We start from the raw sequence: 17,379 nt of genomic DNA, 5'->3' as shown, positions 1-17,379 counted from the left end.
GATTCAAATTCCGAGTGTGAGGAGAGTGTCGGCCCGGGGCTCTCCTGCGGCGTCAGCGAATCTGCTCAAAATCAACGTCACCTGAGCCTGATCGGCAGGAGTCAACGTGGCCAGGATGTGGCGCAGTTCTTTCCGTCGACGCTCGGCCACCGCGTCGACGAGCTCGGCACCGTGCGGGGTGGCGGTGACGAGGATCTCGCGGCGGCTGTCTTTGTTGGGCTGACGAGTCACCCACCCCTTTGTGACGAGGCGGTCCACCGTCCGGCTGAACGTGGATGGCTGAACAGCAATCCATTCCGCCAGCGCGCTCATCTTCATCGGTCCGGTCGATCGCAGGACGACGAGCACCCGGAACTGCGGCAAAGTGATGTTGTCCAACGTGGGAGCGATCGATCGGGCAACAACCCCGAGCAGTGCTTTCGAGGCCAGAAATGCGGCCTCCACCGTCTCCTCATCGACGGGATAGCTAGGCTGCAACGGAGTCTCCTGGGCCAGGCTGTTCATACTAGTTGTATAGCAGCAACACTTGCTAGAGTACAAGTATCAGGTTCACGTCGGATTGAAGAAGCGAGTGAGAACGATGGCGATTGCTCCTGCGCATCTGGCGCCGCTAGACAGTGACGACATCGAGGTCGTGCAGGACTTCATGGTCACCAAGACGATGCTCTTGGTCGCTCGCGAGGCCGACGTGGTCGAATGGCGATTCGAGTACGAGGCTGCCCGCGCCGCGTCAGAGCAACGGTGGGACCGAAACCACTTTCTCCTCGACTACACCCTCGCCCGATTGTTGGTCGCGATCGGCGTCGAAGCCGTCCTGGTCTCCACCTTTCCGAAGGACTTCCTCGACGAGGTGCGAGCTGAACGGTTCGCCGAGGCGAGAACTCTTTGGCTGTCCCTGCAATCTCAGGTGAACACGACCGTGACGTTGCTCGCCGCGCTCACCGCCGAACGCGGGAGGGCCGAGCAGCTCCGGCGGATCGATTCGATCCCCCGACCGTATGCAGAGACCAGCCCCATGACTCGTGTCAGCATCGACACCCCAAGCGGAGGCGATGCGCCGTCCGGATCGCGGATTTTTCACATCGCGATCGCCGATGACTGGGAAGCATCGCAAGGATTCGGAACTTACGAGGCCTCCACGCGCGGAAAATCTCTCGCCGACGAGGGCTACATCCATGCGGTGACCCGCGACGGGCTTGACTCCGCTCTCGCTCAGTACTGCGACCTTGCTCTCCCCCTGGTCCTGGTGACCCTGGGTGTGGTGGGTCTCCGCGACGAAGGAATCGAGGTGGATCAGAGTGACGTGGAGCAGGCGCGTATCCTGGGCGCCATTCCCACCGGCAACAGCGCCGTCGTCATCGACGTCACGCCGCTGACACGGAACGGTGGGCAATGGTGCGCACCCGACGACGGACGACTGCCGTGACCGATCCAACTGCGTGCGACGAGCCAGACGGGGGTGATCTGGCGTGCTGGCTGGAATGGCTGTGCGAAGGCTGCGGCGCCCTCACTGAAGACTCATCGAAGATGGCGTGCTGGAGATGCGGGACCCGCCTCGAACGCAGACGGGCATGACCGATCCGGTCTTCACGATCGGTCACTCGACGCACCCGATCGAGGAATTCGTCCAGATGCTACAAAGGAACCGAATCGAGCGCGTCCTCGACGTTCGGACCGTCCCCGGGTCCCGACACAACCCGCAATTCGGTGAACACGAACTCGCCGACAGTCTCATGGGTGCGGACATCGGATATCAACGTCTCGCCGAGCTCGGCGGTCTCCGCCACAGCACAGCCGGCACGAACTCGATCAACGGCGCGTGGCGGAACGCCAGCTTCCGGAACTACGCCGACTACATGCAGACACCCGAGTTCGAGCACGGAATCGACACCCTCCTCCGCAGTGCAGCGTCGCAGCGCGTCGTCATCATGTGCGCGGAAGCCGTACCGTGGCGCTGCCACCGCTCACTCATCGGCGACGCCCTCCTCGTCCGTCACATCGACGTCGAAGACATCATGAGTGTCTCGGAGACAAAACCGCACCGGATGACCGAGTTCGCCCGCACACAGGGTCACCGCCTGTGGTACCCGCCAGAAGAGCCCGCGAACGCGTAGCGGAGGTCTCGGCATACCCGCGACCCCATCAGGCGAGGACCGAGACGATGCCGGGCGATCCCCACCTGGTGAGATGGGGATCGCCCGGCGATCCGAGGTACGGCAGATCCGGTGGGATCACTGTCCTGCGCTAGTCACCCGGAGCGAATCACGAATGGAAGCGGATCGACGCACGCCGTTGTGCAGGACACACCCTACGCCGCCGACCTGAGAGGACACAGTCCCTATGGTGTCTGCTGTCCGGTCGTCAGCGGAGGATTCCTTGCCGGCGGGCGGCGGAGACGGCAGCAGTGCGGGAAGTGACGTTGAGTTTGGAGAAGATGTGCGCGAGATGGGATTTCACAGTTGTTTCACTGACGAAGAGTTCTTCGGCGACCTCGGTGTTTGATCGGCCTGCTGCGACGAGTTCGAGGACTTGGATCTCGCGGCCACTGAGACTGATCTTCGGTGCGCGCATCCGGTTCAGGAGCCGGGAGGCGATGACGGGGGCGAGGGCGCTCTCGCCGGCGGCGGCGGCTCGGACGGCGGCGATGAGTTCGTGGGGTGGGGCGTCTTTGAGGAGGTAACCGCTGGCGCCCGCTTCGACGGCGCTGAGAATGTCGGCATCGGAGTCGTAGTTCGTCAGCACGAGAACGTACGGGGGTGCTTCGAGCGCGCGGATTCGGCGAGTCGCGTCCGCTCCGGTTGCTTCCTGCTGGGACCCGAATTGCAGGTCCATCAGCACGACGTCGGGGTTCTCGCGTTCCGCCAAGGCGACCGCCTCATCCGGGGTGCCGGCTTCGGCGACGACCTCGAAGTCGTCCTCGAGGCTGAACAGGGCGGTGAGGCCGGCGCGGACGATGGGGTGATCGTCCGCGATCACGAGTCGGATCATGCATGCTCCGTCAGCTGGAGGTCGACGGCCAGGGTCGTCCCACGTCCTGGTGCAGCGTCGATGGTGAGAGTTCCGCCGAGCTGCTGCACGCGCTCCGACGTGGCCCGGAGCCCGAACGAGTCCGACTTCTCCGCGAGTTCTCTCACCGCTCGGTGGGGGTCGAAGCCGGTTCCGTTGTCGGAGACCGTGAAGCGGAGCTGGTCCTGGTCGGTGGCGATGGTGATGGTCGCGGTGCTGGCGTGGGCGTGCTGGATGACGTTCGCGATCGCTCCTTGCGCGATGCGCAGAAGTGCCGTCTGCAGGTGCATCGGGAGGGTGATGGTGTCGGAGACCCGCACCTGCACGTCGAGTCCCTGGGCCGCCCACTGGGTGCGCGCCAGCCGACGGAGTGCCCCGCCGAGGGTCTGATCATCCAGCTGGGGTGGGGTCAGCTCGCGGATGAAGCGGCGCGCTTCGACGAGGTTCGCGGCAGCGGTTTCGCGGGCGAGGCGGATGTGCTCGATGCCGGGCCGGCCGGGGTCGGCGCGTTCGGCGGCGTGCAGCAGCATTTGGATGCTCGAGAGACCCTGAGCGAGGGTGTCGTGGATCTCTCGGGCGAGCCGGGCCCGTTCGGCGAGAACCCCCGATTCGTGCTCGGTCGCCGCGAGTCGCCCCTGGGTGGCGAGAAGCTCTGTGACGAGCGTTTCACGCTGTTCGGCTTCGCGGGCGAGAGCTTGATAGCCGAGCCCGATCAGGAGCGCGACACCGGCACCGACGAGAGGGCCGACGACACCGCCGACGGTCCAGCCGCTGTGGATGCCGAGGGCGCAGATCGCGATGATCGTAGATACCAGGATCGCAGCCGCCCCCCACCAGCGGCCGAGGAGATGAAGGTAGAGGAAGAACAGCGGGAACACCAGGTAGGCGGCATCCGGGCTCAGCCACAGCAGGACGACCCATTCCACAGTCAGGGCCGCCAACCAGCCCAACCGCAGCACACCCCTCACCCGCGCCGGGCGGGTCAGGGCAGCGCCGAGCGCATACGTGACCCCGAGGATCACTGCCACCACGATTACGGTGATGCTTGTGTCGGTGGGGGCGAGGATCGCGCGGGCGATGACCAGCACGGTGAGGGCGCCGAACAGGACGTGGAGGCCGGTGCGCAGACCCACGAAAACAGGGGTCAATGCGGTGTGCGCCATGGGCTGAACTCTACGCGCCACGCGGTGGCCGGTCATCGTCCAAAAGGACGACTCGCGGCTCCACACTCCGGGCACGGAACGCTGTCCGCACGACCGATGACCCGGCGGCGACGGAGAGCGAGAGTGGAGTGGTCGCCGCATCGGTGGCAGGAAAGGCACACATCATGTTCGTCGCGTTACGCGATCTCCGCTTCGCCCGCGGCCGGTTCATCCTCATCGGCTCCGTCGTCGCCCTCATCACCATCCTCGTGGGATTCCTCAGCGGCCTCACCGGAGGTCTCGCCACCCAGAACATCTCCGCCGTCCTCTCACTCCCAGGCGACCGGGTTGTCTTTTCCGCCCCCACAGCGGGCGACACCGGTGCCAGCTTCTCGGACTCCACCATCACAAAACAGCAAGCAACCGACTGGGCGGCCACCACCGGCGTCACCGCGGCCGAACCGGTGGGGATCAGCCAGACCCGCGGGGAAGCAGGCGACATCCGCGCCGCGATCGCCGTGTTCGGGGCGGAGCCGGGCTTCGACGCCACCGCCCCCACAGGCGATGGACGACTTGGCCTGTCCGATCCCGCCGCCAAAGCCCTCGACGTGACCACCGGAGATGACGTCACCATCGCCGGCACCACCTACACCGTCGAAACGATCGGTGGTGACGGGTGGTACAGCCACACCCCCGTCGTGGAAATGACCCTCCACGACTGGCAGGCGTACTCCGCCGCGACCGGCAACCCCGACGCCTACGCCACCGTTCTCGCCGTCACCGGCAGCCCGGACTGGGATGCCGCCGACACCGCGAACACCACCGTGTCCGAGACCACTCTCGGGACGCTGATGGCACTCAGCGCGTTCCGTTCCGAGATCGGGTCGCTGCTGCTCATGGTCGTCATGCTGTTCGGCATCTCGGGGCTGGTGATCGGCGCGTTCTTCACCGTCTGGACCATGCAACGCAAGGGCGACGTCGCCGTCCTCAAGGCTCTCGGCGCCAGCACCCGCTCTCTTGTCCGTGATGCTCTGGGTCAGGCACTGATCGTGCTGCTGCTGGGAATCGGTATCGGCCTGGGGCTCGTGACCGTGTTCGGCGCCCTCGCCGGCACCGCACTGCCGTTCCTGCTCAGCCCGATCACCACCCTTCTTCCCGGGGCGATCATGATCGTCCTCGGCCTCGCCGGGGCCGCGTTCGCGCTCCGTTCCGTCACCTCCGCCGACCCCCTCACCGCCCTTGGGAGCAACCGATGATCCGCCTGAACAACATCACCCTCAGCTTCCCCGATGGCGACACCCGCGTCACCGCCGTCGACAACGTCTCCCTCACCGCCCACCCGGGAACAGTCACCGGCATCACCGGGCCCAGCGGGTCCGGCAAATCCAGCCTCCTCGCCGTCGCCGCGACCTTGATCCACCCGGACGCCGGGCAGGTTCTCATCGACGACATCGACGCCACCCGCCTCAACCCCGGCGAAGCGACCGAGCTCCGCCGGAACAAGATCGGAATCGTATTCCAGCAGTCCAACCTGATCCCCTCCCTCACCGCCCGTGAACAACTGACCGTCATGAACGAGCTCGGTGCACAGCACAGTCGCCGCCACCGTGCCGATGCTTTGGCACGGGCAGACGTGCTCTTGGACGCTGTCCGTCTCACAGCACACAGCGATAAGAGACCGCATCAGCTCTCCGGTGGTCAGCGTCAACGGATCAACATTGCCCGCGCCCTGATGAACGACCCCAGCGTGCTCCTCATCGATGAACCCACCAGCGCCCTCGACCAGGAACGAGGCGCAAGCATCATCGACCTGATCCTGCGACTCACCGATGAGCTCAACACGTCAACCCTCCTCGTCACCCACGACCTCGTCCACCTCCCCCGCATGCACGGAGTCGTCCACCTCGTCGACGGCCGACTCGTCGACACCGTCGCCACCGCGTAACCGACCGACCAACCGCCGTAAGGAAACCCCCATCATGGAAACTCTCTTCAGCATCCTGCACGTCGTTTCGGCTGTGTTCATCGTCGGCCCCATCGCCATCATGCCGATGGCAGCGCTCCGCTCCCTCCGCACCGGCGACACCCAACGCGCGATGGGGTCAGCGAAAAGCATCCGTCTTCTCAGCTACCTGTCGCTGATCATCGTGATCACCGGATTCGGTGTCATGGGCATGGCCGACCCCAAGTACAACCTGAACATCACCACCCCCTGGGTACTCGCGTCCCTGATCCTTTACGCCGTCGCGCTACTGGCCACCCTCATCGTCACAGTGCCCGCCTTCCAGCACTCCGGCCGACAGCCTTACTCCTCGGCATACGCGCGCGCTGCAGCAAGCTCCGGCATCGCGACCCTGTGCCTCATCGCCGTTGTCATCCTCATGGTGTGGAAGCCCTAACGGCGTCAACTCGCGACCGCGCGTCAGCCATCAGGGCGAAGATCTTCTCACAGCGTTTTTGCTGATCAGCGTAAAGGTGCTTTCCCTGCGGCAATGGGCTATGGTCATCAGACCACGCCAGCTCAAGAAGGGAAGCGTGATCGAAATGTCGGGGAAAGAACCTCGTCGCGGCAATGCGAAAAAGGAACCGAAGCTCACTCTCAAAGAGAGACGAGAAGCCAAGCGAGACCAGGCGCACGAACGCATGGCATTCGTCAAACCGCGTAAAGCAGCCCGGTAACGGTCCAACACACATCCACGGGGGTGTCTCCTCGGAGGCGCCCCCGCTCGACCGCAACACAACAAGGGAAGCACATCGAGAAGATGGCTCCAGTCTCGAGCCGGACCCGACACAGGGACTCTGGGTCGTTGGCGGAACCACGCTTGTTCTCCTGGTCGTTGCAAGCGGATTAAGTACCCATCTTCCCGGCAGCGTGGGCGCGCTAGCGAACACGGGTCCACCCACCCAGACGATGGAAAAGCCCTTAGGTTTCGGGTAGTGGCCGCAACACCAATGCGGTCCGTTGCTGTGCAGGCGTCGTTTCGTAACCCTAACGATCTTGGTCGCGGGCCGCCGTTCTGGGGGCAGCTCGCTGGCAAGTCGAAATGACATCCGCCCTCCGCTCAAGCGGGGAGTAAGGTCGCGAGCACCATGAGCACTAACCCCGCCTCCGCGACTACGCCGAACAAGTCAGCCCGTGGGGTGGTGCTGCTCACGTCGCTCGTCGGCTCGGCACTTGTTCTGTCTGGCTGCGCTTCACTCGCGCCCGACGGAGCGGCGGCCCAACGGGTCACCGAGACGTTTCTGACCGCGATCGCGGATGGGGACGGCGCGACCGCGTGCCAGCAGCTGAACGATTCTGCGCGTGAGACCGTGGAAAACGAGACAGATGCGGGGTGCGCGGAGGGCGTGCTCGCTCTGAACATCGAGACTGAAGCGCCCGCCTCGTCTGGCGAGGTCTATAGTCGCGCTGCATTCGTCGAGACCGGCGAGACCGCGGTCTTCCTCACCCCCGGCGACGACGGTTGGCTCATCCGGGCGGCGGGTTGCACACCTATGGCGGAGGGGCCCTTCGACTGCCTATTGGACGGACGCTGAGATGCGAACCGTCTTCACCTCGTATCTCGTCGTCATCGTCGCCGGTCTGGTGACGTTCTTCGTCATCGGTCTGATAGGGCGGTGAGCGCGTGCGCAGATTCCTCCGCGATAACAGCCTGACCTTGTTCTTCCTGGTCATCTTTGTGGCCGCGCTGCTCGGACAGTCTTTCGCTGGCCTCGTCGCGTACAACGACACCCAAATCGCCGATGGCCTCAAAGAAGTCGGCTACTGGCGGTTCGTCACGTCATCGGACTTTGCCGTGGACGTCGCCGAGAACTGGCAGTCAGAATACCTGCAATTCTTCCTCTACATCGCTGCCACGGTCTGGCTGATCCAACGAGGCTCCCCGGAATCGAAACAGCCCGGCAAAGAAGGACTGGAGTCGGACCAGGAGCAGAAGGTCGGCCGCTTCGCCGAACCCGGATCGCCGCGCTGGGCCAGCGCCGACGGGCTGCGGCGGGTGCTGTTCTCTCATTCCTTACTGATCGTGATGGGAACCATCTTCTTGCTCTCCTGGGCGGCGCAGTCCGTGACCGGAACAATCGCCTACAACGAAGAGCAGCTCAACAATCTCCAGGCCCCGGTCGATTGGCTCGGCTACGTGACCTCGGCCGACTTCTGGAACCGCACCCTGCAGAACTGGCAATCTGAGTTCCTCGCCGTCGGCAGCATGGCCGCACTCTCCATCTATCTCCGCGAACGAGGCTCAAGCGAGTCCAAGAAGGTCGGCGACCCCCACCACGAAACCGGCACCTGACGGCTGAGCGCAGGCCACCAGAAACGATCGCTTTCCACGCGATCGCGAACGCCTATCGCCCCCCCCGGAATCTCGCGGGTGACGATCTGTGGAGTTGATCACTAAATGGCGGTGTTCTGTCGCCGCTTCGCGGCGGGCTGGATGCGCGTAAGCCGATCCCTCAGCGGGCACGTACTGACGCGAGAACCGTCAATCACCCGTTTGAACATCGCCGACTACGCCACCGACTTGGTGGCTACTCGCGATCGAACGGTAGCTGGGTCGTGGAGTCTGGGCGCTTGAACGGATCATGACTCTTGCCGTCCCACATGGTGCGGTCTTGCTTGTCCGACTCGTGCCGGGGATGCTGCACCGATGGTTTTGCCCGAGTCACGACGAGTGCGAGGCCGACGACGAGGAAGCCTGAGAGAGTCCCTGCCGGAACGAGGACGTATGACAGCTGATTCAGGATGTATTCCGGTGATGAGCGGTTGACGCTGGATACCAGCATGACGGATTGACCTGCGGGTGACGCCGACCATATGCCGAGCGCTGCTGACCCTAGAACGAGGATGGCGGCAAGAGTCCACAGTCGCGCCGCGACCACGTGTTGACTGGCTGATCGGGTCTGTTCTTGTGTGCTCATTGTGTCCGTTCGGTCTGCGTCGGTCCCTCTGAGCGCGGAGAGAGTCTGAGATCCGGCAAGGAAGATGGTGCCAGCCACTAGCAACGGCATCGAGATGCGATATCCGAAGGTCATTACGGTGAACAGTACGGGGTGATCGGTGTGGCAGCCGTAGCCGTCGGAGCACGTCATTCCGAGCCCGTCGCCGCTTGCGCTCTGGGCCGCGGCCGCGAGCGTTGCGAGTCCGAGCAGCAGCAGAACGATGCCTATCGTTGTCAGAGGGCGCTGGGCGCCGGTCAGAATCATGGCGTCAGAGTTTCGGGTCCTCGTTTCCGTCGGCGATGAGGAGATCGATGCGGAGCTCCTGCACGCGTCGATAGCTTTGAAGCGCCCTGGTGGCTGTCACCATCAAGCGGCCCAGGAGAACTAGCAGCACCACGGCTCCCACGAAGAGAGCGATCATGAAGGCCGTATACGGAATGGTCGACCAGTCGTTGTAATACATCTGTCGACGCTAGCCTGCAGCCCCTCGGGACCTCCACTCCCAAGACGAGGTGGGTGTTCGTTAGGCGGTCGGTTTGCGAGCGCTTGGTGAGGTCTGATGAGTGGGTGGTGTGCTTGTCTTCGTTTCAGTCGCGGTTGTGGAGATAATGACCCGATGGAGTGCGTGTGAGAGTCGACGGGCGAGCGTTGTATGTGGAGACGTTCATCCGGGCCGATCTTGAGACGGTGTGGCGGCTCACTCAAGATCCTTCGCTTCATCCGCGCTGGGATCTGCGCTTCACCGCGATCACGCCGATGGACACGGATGCTCGCGGACGAATGCGATTCCGGTACGAGCGGTCGCTGCCGTTTCACCGCATCCGCGGCACGGGCATCTCATTAGGCGAGCGCGGCAGAGCCGACGGAACGCGCACGTCCGCTCTCGCATTTGAGACCGGCGATCGGCTGTCGCCGCTTCGCAGTGGTCGAGGCTATTGGCGGTACGTGCCGATGCCGGACGGGGTGCGTTTCATCACTGGGTATGACTATGTTCCGGGATTCGGCCGGCTACCCGATCTTGTGTTGCGCCCCATGGTGCTGTGGATGACGGCATGGAGTTTCGATCGCTTGCGGATCTGGGCGGAAACCGATGTGCCGCCAGAACGCTGGGGACTTCTGACCGTGCTGGCCTGGTGGCGTCCAGAGCGGCCGCGCGCTGCACGGTGCCGCATCCGCCCGCCGCGGGCCGGCGCGATGGCCGACGCCCCGGGGACTCTTGGAGAGTTGACGTGAGCGCGCCGATCTTCCGGACGGCGCTCGGGGAGGAACGCTTCGCGCGACTGCATCCGATGTTGCAGCGCCGCTTCGGCGTCTCACTCGAGGCCGGTTACGCGTGCGTGGGGCGCGGCACGATGGACAGCATCCGGCGGGGACCGTGGTGGACGATGCCCTTCCTGCTGATCGGGAGGCTGCGGAACATCCTGGTCGCCGACACGGGCGCGCAGGTGCCCTTCACGATCGAGAACTACCCCTACCTCGACCCGTTCGGGCGAGAGACGGTCACCTTCGTGCGCGAATACCGCGTGCACCGCCGCCCGGCGCGTTTCGACGCCACCATGGTGCTGGATGAGAGCCGTGGCGTTGTCGTCGATTACTTGGGCACCCACCAGCACCTGGCCGTGGACCTCGATCTCGACGTGGATGAGCGCGGCGGGCTCGTTCTGCGCTCTACCGAGCAGCGGTTCTACGAGGGCCCGCTCGGGTTCCGATTTCCCTTGGCTTTCTCGGGCTCGGCCGAGCTCCACGAGAATTGGGACGAGGAACGTGGACAGTTCCACGTCGTACTCGAGGTGCGGAACCGGCTGCTCGGCTTCCTGTTCGGGTACGAAGGATGGTTCGTCTGCGACTTCCCGCCGACCGTCGACGCGCCATCACGACTCAAGCCGGTCCGTCACGAGCGCCGATTCTAGAGCGTGGCCGTGTCGGCGACGATTCTCAATCGTTCGCCGACTTGATGAGGGCGAGCAGAATGCTCGGCTCAGCAGTACCGAGGATTCGGGATGACACGCGACCCTCTCGATCCAGCACAAGTGTCGTAGGTACGGCGTTCGGAGCGATTTCCCCCGCAAACGCAAACTGAACTGCGCCGTCAGAATCAATCACATTCGGATAGGGCACCCGGTAGCCATCGATGAACGACTGCGCGGTTGCCGCTGTGTCACGCACATTGACGCCCAGAAATGAGGCACCCGATCCCTCCGTTTGGCGGGCGACATCGATCAAGTCGGCAGCTTCTGCGCGACACGGCGCGCACCCCGCATACCAGAAGTTGACCACCGTCACACGCGCGTCAGCCGCAGGGATTTCGACAGCTATCCCACTCATGTCCTCGACATCGGCGAGCACGATAGGTGCAACGCGTTCAGCCTCCGGGACCTCGATCACCGCACCATCGCCGGCGATGAAGCCAGGACTACCCCCATCGCGATACTGCTCGGCCAAAGCATCGTTCGAGCACGCGGTCAGACAGATCCCGATGATCAACAGCGCAATCGCGACCCAGGCTCTGATCCTCACCAGTGCAACATATCAATCACTCGGAACCGAGCTGCGTGCCGAGTTCCCAATCCGCCCGCTGAGGGATCCCTCAATGGGCGTTCGGCTCTATACGGAGGAGCCTGGCACGCCTTGTTAGACGTCTTAAGAAGGCTGGGTCGAGGCCAATGCGCCATGACTGCATTGAACACCTATGTCATCATCACCTGGCTGCCCGCGATCCTGACTGACGCCGGGGCCGACCCGGCCCTCGGAGGCGCGCTGCTCGCACTGTTCTCGATTTTCGGCTTGGCGGCCGCTTTCGTCGTGCCGCCTCTGACTCTCCATCTCCGGAATCCGGTCGTGATCGTGATCGTCTGCGTCGCGCTTCTCGCCGTGGGCTATCTGGGACTTCTCATCGCACCCTTATCGGGTGCGGTGGCGTGGGTCGTGGCTCTCGGCCTGGGTGTGAGCACCTTCCCGATGTGTCTCACCCTCGTGAATGCCCGTACGCGATCGACATCCGGCTCGTCCATGCTCTCCGGTGCGATGCAGGGCATCGGATATGCAATCGCCTGCATCGGGCCAGTGCTCATCGGGGTGCTCCGCGACGCGGAGGAGGGCTGGGGGAGCTCTTACACCGTGGTCTTCGTCAGTCTCACCGTGCTGCTCGTCAGTGGGGCCATCGCGTGCCGGCCGGCCTCCTTGGAGGATGCCGGTCAGCGATCGGTGCGGCGATGACCGGGACGGATCGCAAGACCCGGGGCGCTGGAATTCGCGAAGTCACATCCGTGGAATCCGTCGTCGGTGAGAGACAGCGGTGTCTATCCCTCGGTGAAGGTGATCTTGGATTCACCTGGCCGGGCTGATGAAATCCTGTCCGGGGACAGGGCGTGTTCGATGGCTGATATCACGCCGCCGATCAGAGCGCCGTCTCGTCCGAGCAGGGATTGGCCGAGATAGAGATTGCGGGTCGCGAGGGGGTGTGCTGAGCGGTAGACGATGCTTCGCACCACTGCCAGCGTCTCTTCGTTCGCCTCAATGAGTGCGCCTCCCAGCACGACCCTTGCTGGGTTGTGAAATTGAACCAGTGCGGCCACCACCTCGCCGATGGCGAGCGCCGATTCGTGCATGACCTCTGCCGTGACGAGATCCCCTGATCTGAGTCGTTCTGTCAGGTTCGACTCCGTCGTCGCGGAGGGGTTCTCGCCGGTCCTGGATCGTATCCGCTCGAGGAGTGCGCTTTCTGACGCAATGGCCTGGAGGCAACCGTATTTGCCGCAGCTGCAGCGAATCTCGAGTGCGCTGTGCACCTGGATGTGGCCGATCTCGCCCGCAGCGCCGTCTGCGCCGCGTTGGAGGCGGCCTTCGCGGCCGATGATCCCGCCCCCCACTCCGGTGCCCATCTTGATGTAGATCAGTGGAAGCTGATGGGCCGGAAGGATGCGGGATTCAGCGATGGCACGGAGGTTGGCATCGTTCTCGAGGATGACCGGGCACTCGAAGTGGCGACTCAGGTGGTGGGTGACGGGGAACCCGTCCCAGAGGGAGTTGGTGGGCCGCCGGATGACCGGCGGCAGGGATCTGATGTCGATCGAGGCGGGCAGCCCGACCGCCACACACCTGACCAGAGCGGGGTCACAGTCGGACGAATCGAGCGCGTCGTCGAGAGCTGCTATCACGGCGGCAAGGACTTGGTCGGGAGCGTCCTCAAACCCGATGTCGAGTGAGCGGGCTGCCCGCACCTGCTGGCTCAGATCGCTCACGCAGACGCGTGTCGATCGGTTGCCGATATCGGCCACGAGGACCGTGCCGAACGATGGCGCGATGACGAGCCGTTCGCCCGGCCGCCCCCGGCCCGAGGCCTCCGAGTTGCCCGCTCGCTCGATCAGCCCGCGCTCGAGGAGATCGTCGACGACGACGTTCGCGGTGGATCGCGCTATGTCGAGGGTGCGAGTGATATCGGCTTTGGTGACGGCCGAGCCGTCCGCGACCATGCGGGCCGTGGCGCTCAGGAGGACAGCGTGGTCGGGGCGGGCCGGGAAGTCGGGTTGCTCCAAGCGTAGTGGCAGCTCGCTGAGTTCGGTGGCCGGCAGATTCATGAATTTTCTCTCCACCTCTCACATCATGCCAGAATTACGACATAAATGTTCTTTATTCTGTCGTTGAACAACCAATGCGTCCGATCTAACCTCATAAACATCGTGATGGGCGCCCCGCCGGTCACCATCTTCAAGGCCGAAGCGAGGACGAAGCAATGTCGCAGCCCATCAGCACAAAGGTCCCGCTGAAAGTTGCCCTCGTCGGCCTCGGGTTCGGCGCCGAGTTCATCCCGATCTATCAGGCGCATCCCGATGCCGCCCTCGCGGCGATCTGCCAGCGCGACCGGGTGCGGCTGAATTCCGTGGGCGACGAGTTCGGGATCGAGACCCGCTATGCCGACTTCGAGGATCTGCTCGTCGATCGGGACATCGACGCAGTTCACATCAACACCCCGATTCCGCTGCATGCCGAGCAAGCTATCGCTGCACTGGAGGCGGGCAAACATGTCGCCTGCACGGTGCCGATGGCTACCTCGATCGAGGACTGTCAGCGTGTAGTCGATGCCGCGCGAGCGAGCGGTCGGACGTACATGATGATGGAGACCGCCGTCTACACGCGTGAGTTCCTCTTCGTGCAGCAGCTCGTCGCAGCGGGAAAGCTCGGTCGTATCCAGTTCCTCCGCGGTGCGCACCAGCAGGAGATGGCCGGCTGGCCCGGGTACTGGGAAGGCCTCCCGCCCATGCACTACGCCACTCACGCGGTAGGGCCGCTCCTCACGCTCGCCGGCAGACTCGCTGAAGTCGTGGTCTGCCGAGGTTCTGGTTCCATCGATCCCCAGCTGGCAGAACGCTATGGGTCGCCGTTCGCGGTCGAGACGGCCCTCATCGGTATCGCCGACTCGGACGTGGCGGCCGAGGTCACTCGTTCCCTCTTCGAGACCGCCCGCGAATATGTCGAGAGCTTCGACGTGTACGGATCTCTGGGATCCTTCGAATGGGAGCAGATCGCAGGCGACAACCCGGTGGTCTTCCAGGGGGAGCAGGCCGAACGCGTCACTGTGCCCGATTTCGCCGAGCGGCTTCCCGAAGCCATTCGATCATTCACTCGACACGGCGTGTACGACGAATCGAATGCGCACCTGTCCTTCATTCAGGGGTCTGGACACGGCGGCTCGCATCCACACCTCGTCCATGAGTTCGTCACCAGCGCACGCGAGGGCCGTCCCTCGGCGATCGACGCCGTCACCTCAGCGAACTGGACGAGCGTCGGGATTGCAGCCCATGACTCGGCGATGCAGGGCGGACTACCCGTCGCCGTGCCTCGATTCGCCCCTGTCACTGCCGACTGACCAATCGAATCCTCCGCGTCGCCGCGCCGCCGATCACTGCGGTGCGGCGGGAAACACCCGTTCACCCGCAACCGAGAAAAGGAAGAACATGCCAATCAGGCGTCACAAAGTCGTCATCAGCCTGGTACTCGTCGGAGGACTGTCGGCCGCCCTTGCGGGCTGCGCCCCAGGGTCCAGCGATACCGCAGCCGACTGCACCCCCGCTCCCGACGGCACCCATGTGGTCCTCAAGCACTCTTGGTGGGCTCCGGGCTTCGAGAAGGTAGTCGACCTCTGGAACGACACGCATCCGGATATCGAGGTGCAGTACTCCAGCGTCCCAGCAGGAGCATCCGGCACTTACACCAACTACCTCAACGCGATCCAATCAGGAACCGCTGACGATGTGCTCTCCATCGAGTACGAGCAGCTCCCGACCTTCCGCTCGGCAGGTGGGCTGCGCAACATCTACGACTGCGCCGGCGTCCCGGAGGCGCAGGAGCAGTTCTCCGACAGCATCCGAAGCATCACCAGCTTCGGTGAGAAGGACTCGGTCTACGGCGTCGCCGTCGACACGGCGCCGATGGGGATGTACTACCGCAAAGACCTGTTCGAGCAAGCGGGCATTGCAGTACCGACGACGTGGGACGAATACTACGCGGCCGCCCAGAAGATCAGAGCGACCGGCGGCTACATCGGGAACCTCTCGTCATCGGGTCAGAACTGGTGGGCGGGCATGGCCATCCAGGCCGGCGCGCAGTGGTTCAACCAGTCGGACGGCACCTGGGATGTCTCGTTGACCAGCGAGAAGTCGCTTCAGGTGGCCGACTACTGGCAGCAGTTCCTCGACAATGATCTCGTCGAGACGAACGCTTTCGGGGCGGACACGTGGAACCAGTCCCTCGCCAGTGGACAGCTGTGGACAGTCATCGGCGCCACCTGGACGAACGGGTCGATCAGTGCCGGCGCACCGGACACGTCCGGCAAGTGGGCACTCGCCCCGATGCCGTCGTTCACCGGTGAGCCTGCCGCCGGTACCTGGGGCGGCGTCACGTTCGCCGTCTCGGCTGACAGTGAGCATCCCTACGAGGCCGCGCAGTTCGCGACCTGGGTCGCAACCGACCCTGACGCACTGGCTCTGGATGTCGAGGCGGCCGGGCTCTTCCCGCCGTCAACTAACGCGCTCGAGGAGGTGCCGTCGCTGAGCGAGCCGTCCGAGTTCTTCAGCGGACAGCGGATATTCGAGATCTTCGGCTCGGAGATCGCCCCGACCGTGCCGGCCGGCTGGCAGTGGGGTCCGACCATGGTCGAGACCTACAACAGTCTTCAGAGCGAGATCGGCACGGCATTGACCGGAGAGCAGACACTCGCCGACGCCTTCGCGGCGACCCAGTCCGCCACCATCAGTGCGATGAAAGCGCAGTCCATCCCAGTCAACGGATAGGAAGAGGCGGGGAGGCGGAGCGCGTCTCCACCTCCCCGCCCCGGGCCTGTTCCCATCCGACGTAGAGAGAGACAATGAATCCACCCACACCCACCGTCGCCGTGGTCAGGCGACGCCAGCCCCTCGGCCGCCGTCGATTGCTCGCGGTCATCGGATTCACGGCACCGTTCGTCGTGCTATTCGCCCTTCTCTATGTTGCCCCTGTGCTGTACGCCTTCGTCCAGTCCTTCTTCAAGGTCTATCGGGCTTCGACCTATGAGGCGCCGTCCGTCGTCTTCGCAGGCTTGGAGCAGTATGCGACAGCCCTGTCCAGCGATGTCTTCTGGACAGGCCTCGGCAGGGTGCTGCTGCTGCTCGTGATCCAGGTGCCCATCACCATCGGCCTGGCAACCCTCTTCGCACTGCTCCTCGACTCTCCGGTGGTCAAGGGACGGAAGTTCTTCCGGCTCGCTTTCTTCGCGCCGTACGCGGTGCCAAGCGTGATCGCAGCCATCATGTGGGGGTTCTTCTACGCCCCGACCCTGTCTCCGGTCCCTGCGCTGGCCACGGGAATCGACTTCCTCGGCTCAGCTGTCCTCCTAGCGATCGGCAACATCCTCACCTGGACGGTCGCCGGTTTCAACATGCTCATCATCTATTCGTCGCTCCAGTCCATCCCGCAGGAGGTGTACGAGGCGGCACGGATCGACGGCGCGAGCGAAACGCGCATCGCCTGGTCCATCAAGGTGCCCCTGATCAGCCCCGCGATCGTGCTCGGCACCGTCTTCTCGATCATCGGAGCGTTCCAGCTGTTCAACGAACCGACGGTACTGCGGGCGCTCTCGAACGGCATCACCAGCACGTTCACACCCAACATGCTGATCTTCAACACGTCAGCCACGCCCGACTACAACCTCGCTGCAGCGTACTCGGTCGTGCTCGCACTCATCACCTGCGTGCTGTCCTTCGGCTTCCTGCGCCTCACACGTCTGCGATCGCTCTCATGACCCGGCTCGATTCAC

Annotated in this window: 20 protein-coding genes; 13 read left to right on the top strand and 7 right to left on the bottom strand. The window is 64.1% G+C overall.

Annotated features, from left to right (window positions below; genetic code table 11):
* Window positions 1-3 precede the first annotated feature (3 nt).
* Entirely contained in the window at window positions 4-504 is a 501-nt protein-coding gene (locus BLW00_RS22130; RefSeq protein ID WP_092558382.1) for a MarR family winged helix-turn-helix transcriptional regulator, read from the bottom strand.
* Window positions 505-580: 76 nt separating this feature from the next.
* Here BLW00_RS22130 and BLW00_RS22125 point away from each other — a divergent pair, with 76 nt between their 5' ends.
* On the top strand, window positions 581-1,426 hold the full coding sequence (locus tag BLW00_RS22125) for a DUF952 domain-containing protein (protein ID WP_092558380.1): 846 nt from the start codon (window positions 581-583) through the stop codon (window positions 1,424-1,426).
* 115 nt (window positions 1,427-1,541) lie between these two features.
* Entirely contained in the window at window positions 1,542-2,114 is a 573-nt protein-coding gene (locus BLW00_RS22120) for a DUF488 domain-containing protein (RefSeq protein WP_322788355.1), read from the top strand.
* A gap of 247 nt (window positions 2,115-2,361) precedes the next feature.
* Here BLW00_RS22120 and BLW00_RS22115 read toward each other — a convergent pair whose 3' ends face one another.
* Window positions 2,362-2,988 carry a response regulator transcription factor gene (locus BLW00_RS22115; RefSeq protein ID WP_092558376.1) on the bottom strand — a complete coding sequence of 209 codons (627 nt, stop codon included), beginning with the start codon at window positions 2,986-2,988 and terminating at the stop codon, window positions 2,362-2,364.
* Entirely contained in the window at window positions 2,985-4,169 is a 1,185-nt protein-coding gene (locus BLW00_RS22110) for a sensor histidine kinase (protein WP_092558374.1), read from the bottom strand. The genes BLW00_RS22115 and BLW00_RS22110 overlap by 4 nt, the downstream gene beginning before the upstream one ends.
* 164 nt (window positions 4,170-4,333) lie before the next feature.
* Here BLW00_RS22110 and BLW00_RS22105 point away from each other — a divergent pair, with 164 nt between their 5' ends.
* From BLW00_RS22105 to BLW00_RS22085, 5 genes are all read left to right on the top strand, one after another.
* Window positions 4,334-5,404, top strand: a complete 1,071-nt coding sequence (locus BLW00_RS22105; protein WP_092558478.1) for an FtsX-like permease family protein — start codon at window positions 4,334-4,336, stop codon at window positions 5,402-5,404.
* Window positions 5,401-6,093, top strand: a complete 693-nt coding sequence (locus BLW00_RS22100) for an ABC transporter ATP-binding protein (RefSeq protein ID WP_092558372.1) — start codon at window positions 5,401-5,403, stop codon at window positions 6,091-6,093. The genes BLW00_RS22105 and BLW00_RS22100 overlap by 4 nt, the downstream gene beginning before the upstream one ends.
* Before the next feature lie 34 nt (window positions 6,094-6,127).
* Window positions 6,128-6,547, top strand: coding sequence for a DUF2269 family protein (locus BLW00_RS22095; protein ID WP_092558370.1), 420 nt, complete (start codon window positions 6,128-6,130; stop codon window positions 6,545-6,547).
* 691 nt (window positions 6,548-7,238) lie between these two features.
* Entirely contained in the window at window positions 7,239-7,685 is a 447-nt protein-coding gene (locus tag BLW00_RS22090) for a hypothetical protein (RefSeq protein ID WP_139256848.1), read from the top strand.
* A gap of 89 nt (window positions 7,686-7,774) precedes the next feature.
* Complete coding sequence (locus BLW00_RS22085) at window positions 7,775-8,443, top strand: DUF6766 family protein (RefSeq protein ID WP_092558366.1); 669 nt, start codon at window positions 7,775-7,777, stop codon at window positions 8,441-8,443.
* A 235-nt stretch (window positions 8,444-8,678) separates the two neighbouring features.
* Here the strand turns inward: BLW00_RS22085 and BLW00_RS22080 are convergent, their stop codons facing one another.
* Complete coding sequence (locus tag BLW00_RS22080; protein WP_092558364.1) at window positions 8,679-9,353, bottom strand: hypothetical protein; 675 nt, start codon at window positions 9,351-9,353, stop codon at window positions 8,679-8,681.
* A 4-nt stretch (window positions 9,354-9,357) separates the two neighbouring features.
* Window positions 9,358-9,552 carry a hypothetical protein gene (locus BLW00_RS22075; protein ID WP_092558362.1) on the bottom strand — a complete coding sequence of 65 codons (195 nt, stop codon included), beginning with the start codon at window positions 9,550-9,552 and terminating at the stop codon, window positions 9,358-9,360.
* Window positions 9,553-9,743: 191 nt separating this feature from the next.
* Here BLW00_RS22075 and BLW00_RS22070 point away from each other — a divergent pair, with 191 nt between their 5' ends.
* Entirely contained in the window at window positions 9,744-10,322 is a 579-nt protein-coding gene (locus tag BLW00_RS22070; RefSeq protein WP_245741743.1) for an SRPBCC family protein, read from the top strand.
* On the top strand, window positions 10,319-10,999 hold the full coding sequence (locus BLW00_RS22065) for a DUF4166 domain-containing protein (protein WP_245741742.1): 681 nt from the start codon (window positions 10,319-10,321) through the stop codon (window positions 10,997-10,999). Before BLW00_RS22070 ends, BLW00_RS22065 begins: the two co-directional genes overlap by 4 nt.
* A 25-nt stretch (window positions 11,000-11,024) precedes the next feature.
* On the opposite strand, the gene BLW00_RS22060 is transcribed toward BLW00_RS22065, so the two are convergent.
* The gene (locus tag BLW00_RS22060; protein ID WP_245741741.1) at window positions 11,025-11,606 is read right to left on the bottom strand and encodes a TlpA family protein disulfide reductase; all 582 of its coding nucleotides are present in this window, start codon (window positions 11,604-11,606) and stop codon (window positions 11,025-11,027) included.
* A 153-nt stretch (window positions 11,607-11,759) separates the two neighbouring features.
* Between BLW00_RS22060 and BLW00_RS22055 the strand changes: the two genes are divergently transcribed.
* The gene (locus BLW00_RS22055) at window positions 11,760-12,305 is read left to right on the top strand and encodes an MFS transporter (RefSeq protein WP_092558360.1); all 546 of its coding nucleotides are present in this window, start codon (window positions 11,760-11,762) and stop codon (window positions 12,303-12,305) included.
* A gap of 83 nt (window positions 12,306-12,388) precedes the next feature.
* Here BLW00_RS22055 and BLW00_RS22050 read toward each other — a convergent pair whose 3' ends face one another.
* A complete protein-coding gene (locus BLW00_RS22050; RefSeq protein WP_092558358.1) occupies window positions 12,389-13,666 on the bottom strand; it encodes an ROK family transcriptional regulator in 1,278 nt (425 codons plus the stop codon).
* 155 nt (window positions 13,667-13,821) lie between these two features.
* Here BLW00_RS22050 and BLW00_RS22045 point away from each other — a divergent pair, with 155 nt between their 5' ends.
* From BLW00_RS22045 to BLW00_RS22035, 3 genes are all read left to right on the top strand, one after another.
* Window positions 13,822-14,955 carry a Gfo/Idh/MocA family protein gene (locus BLW00_RS22045; RefSeq protein WP_092558356.1) on the top strand — a complete coding sequence of 378 codons (1,134 nt, stop codon included), beginning with the start codon at window positions 13,822-13,824 and terminating at the stop codon, window positions 14,953-14,955.
* A gap of 88 nt (window positions 14,956-15,043) precedes the next feature.
* Window positions 15,044-16,378 (top strand): ABC transporter substrate-binding protein, encoded by a 1,335-nt coding sequence (locus tag BLW00_RS22040; RefSeq protein WP_175494550.1) that lies wholly within the window; start codon window positions 15,044-15,046, stop codon window positions 16,376-16,378.
* A gap of 74 nt (window positions 16,379-16,452) precedes the next feature.
* The gene (locus BLW00_RS22035) at window positions 16,453-17,364 is read left to right on the top strand and encodes a carbohydrate ABC transporter permease (protein WP_092558352.1); all 912 of its coding nucleotides are present in this window, start codon (window positions 16,453-16,455) and stop codon (window positions 17,362-17,364) included.
* Window positions 17,365-17,379 lie beyond the last annotated feature (15 nt).

The sequence above is a fragment of the Herbiconiux ginsengi genome, assembly GCF_900107435.1.
Classification (GTDB): domain Bacteria; phylum Actinomycetota; class Actinomycetes; order Actinomycetales; family Microbacteriaceae; genus Herbiconiux; species Herbiconiux ginsengi.
Note: the sequence above shows the minus strand (reverse complement) of the source record. Positions and strands in the feature narration are given on the sequence as shown.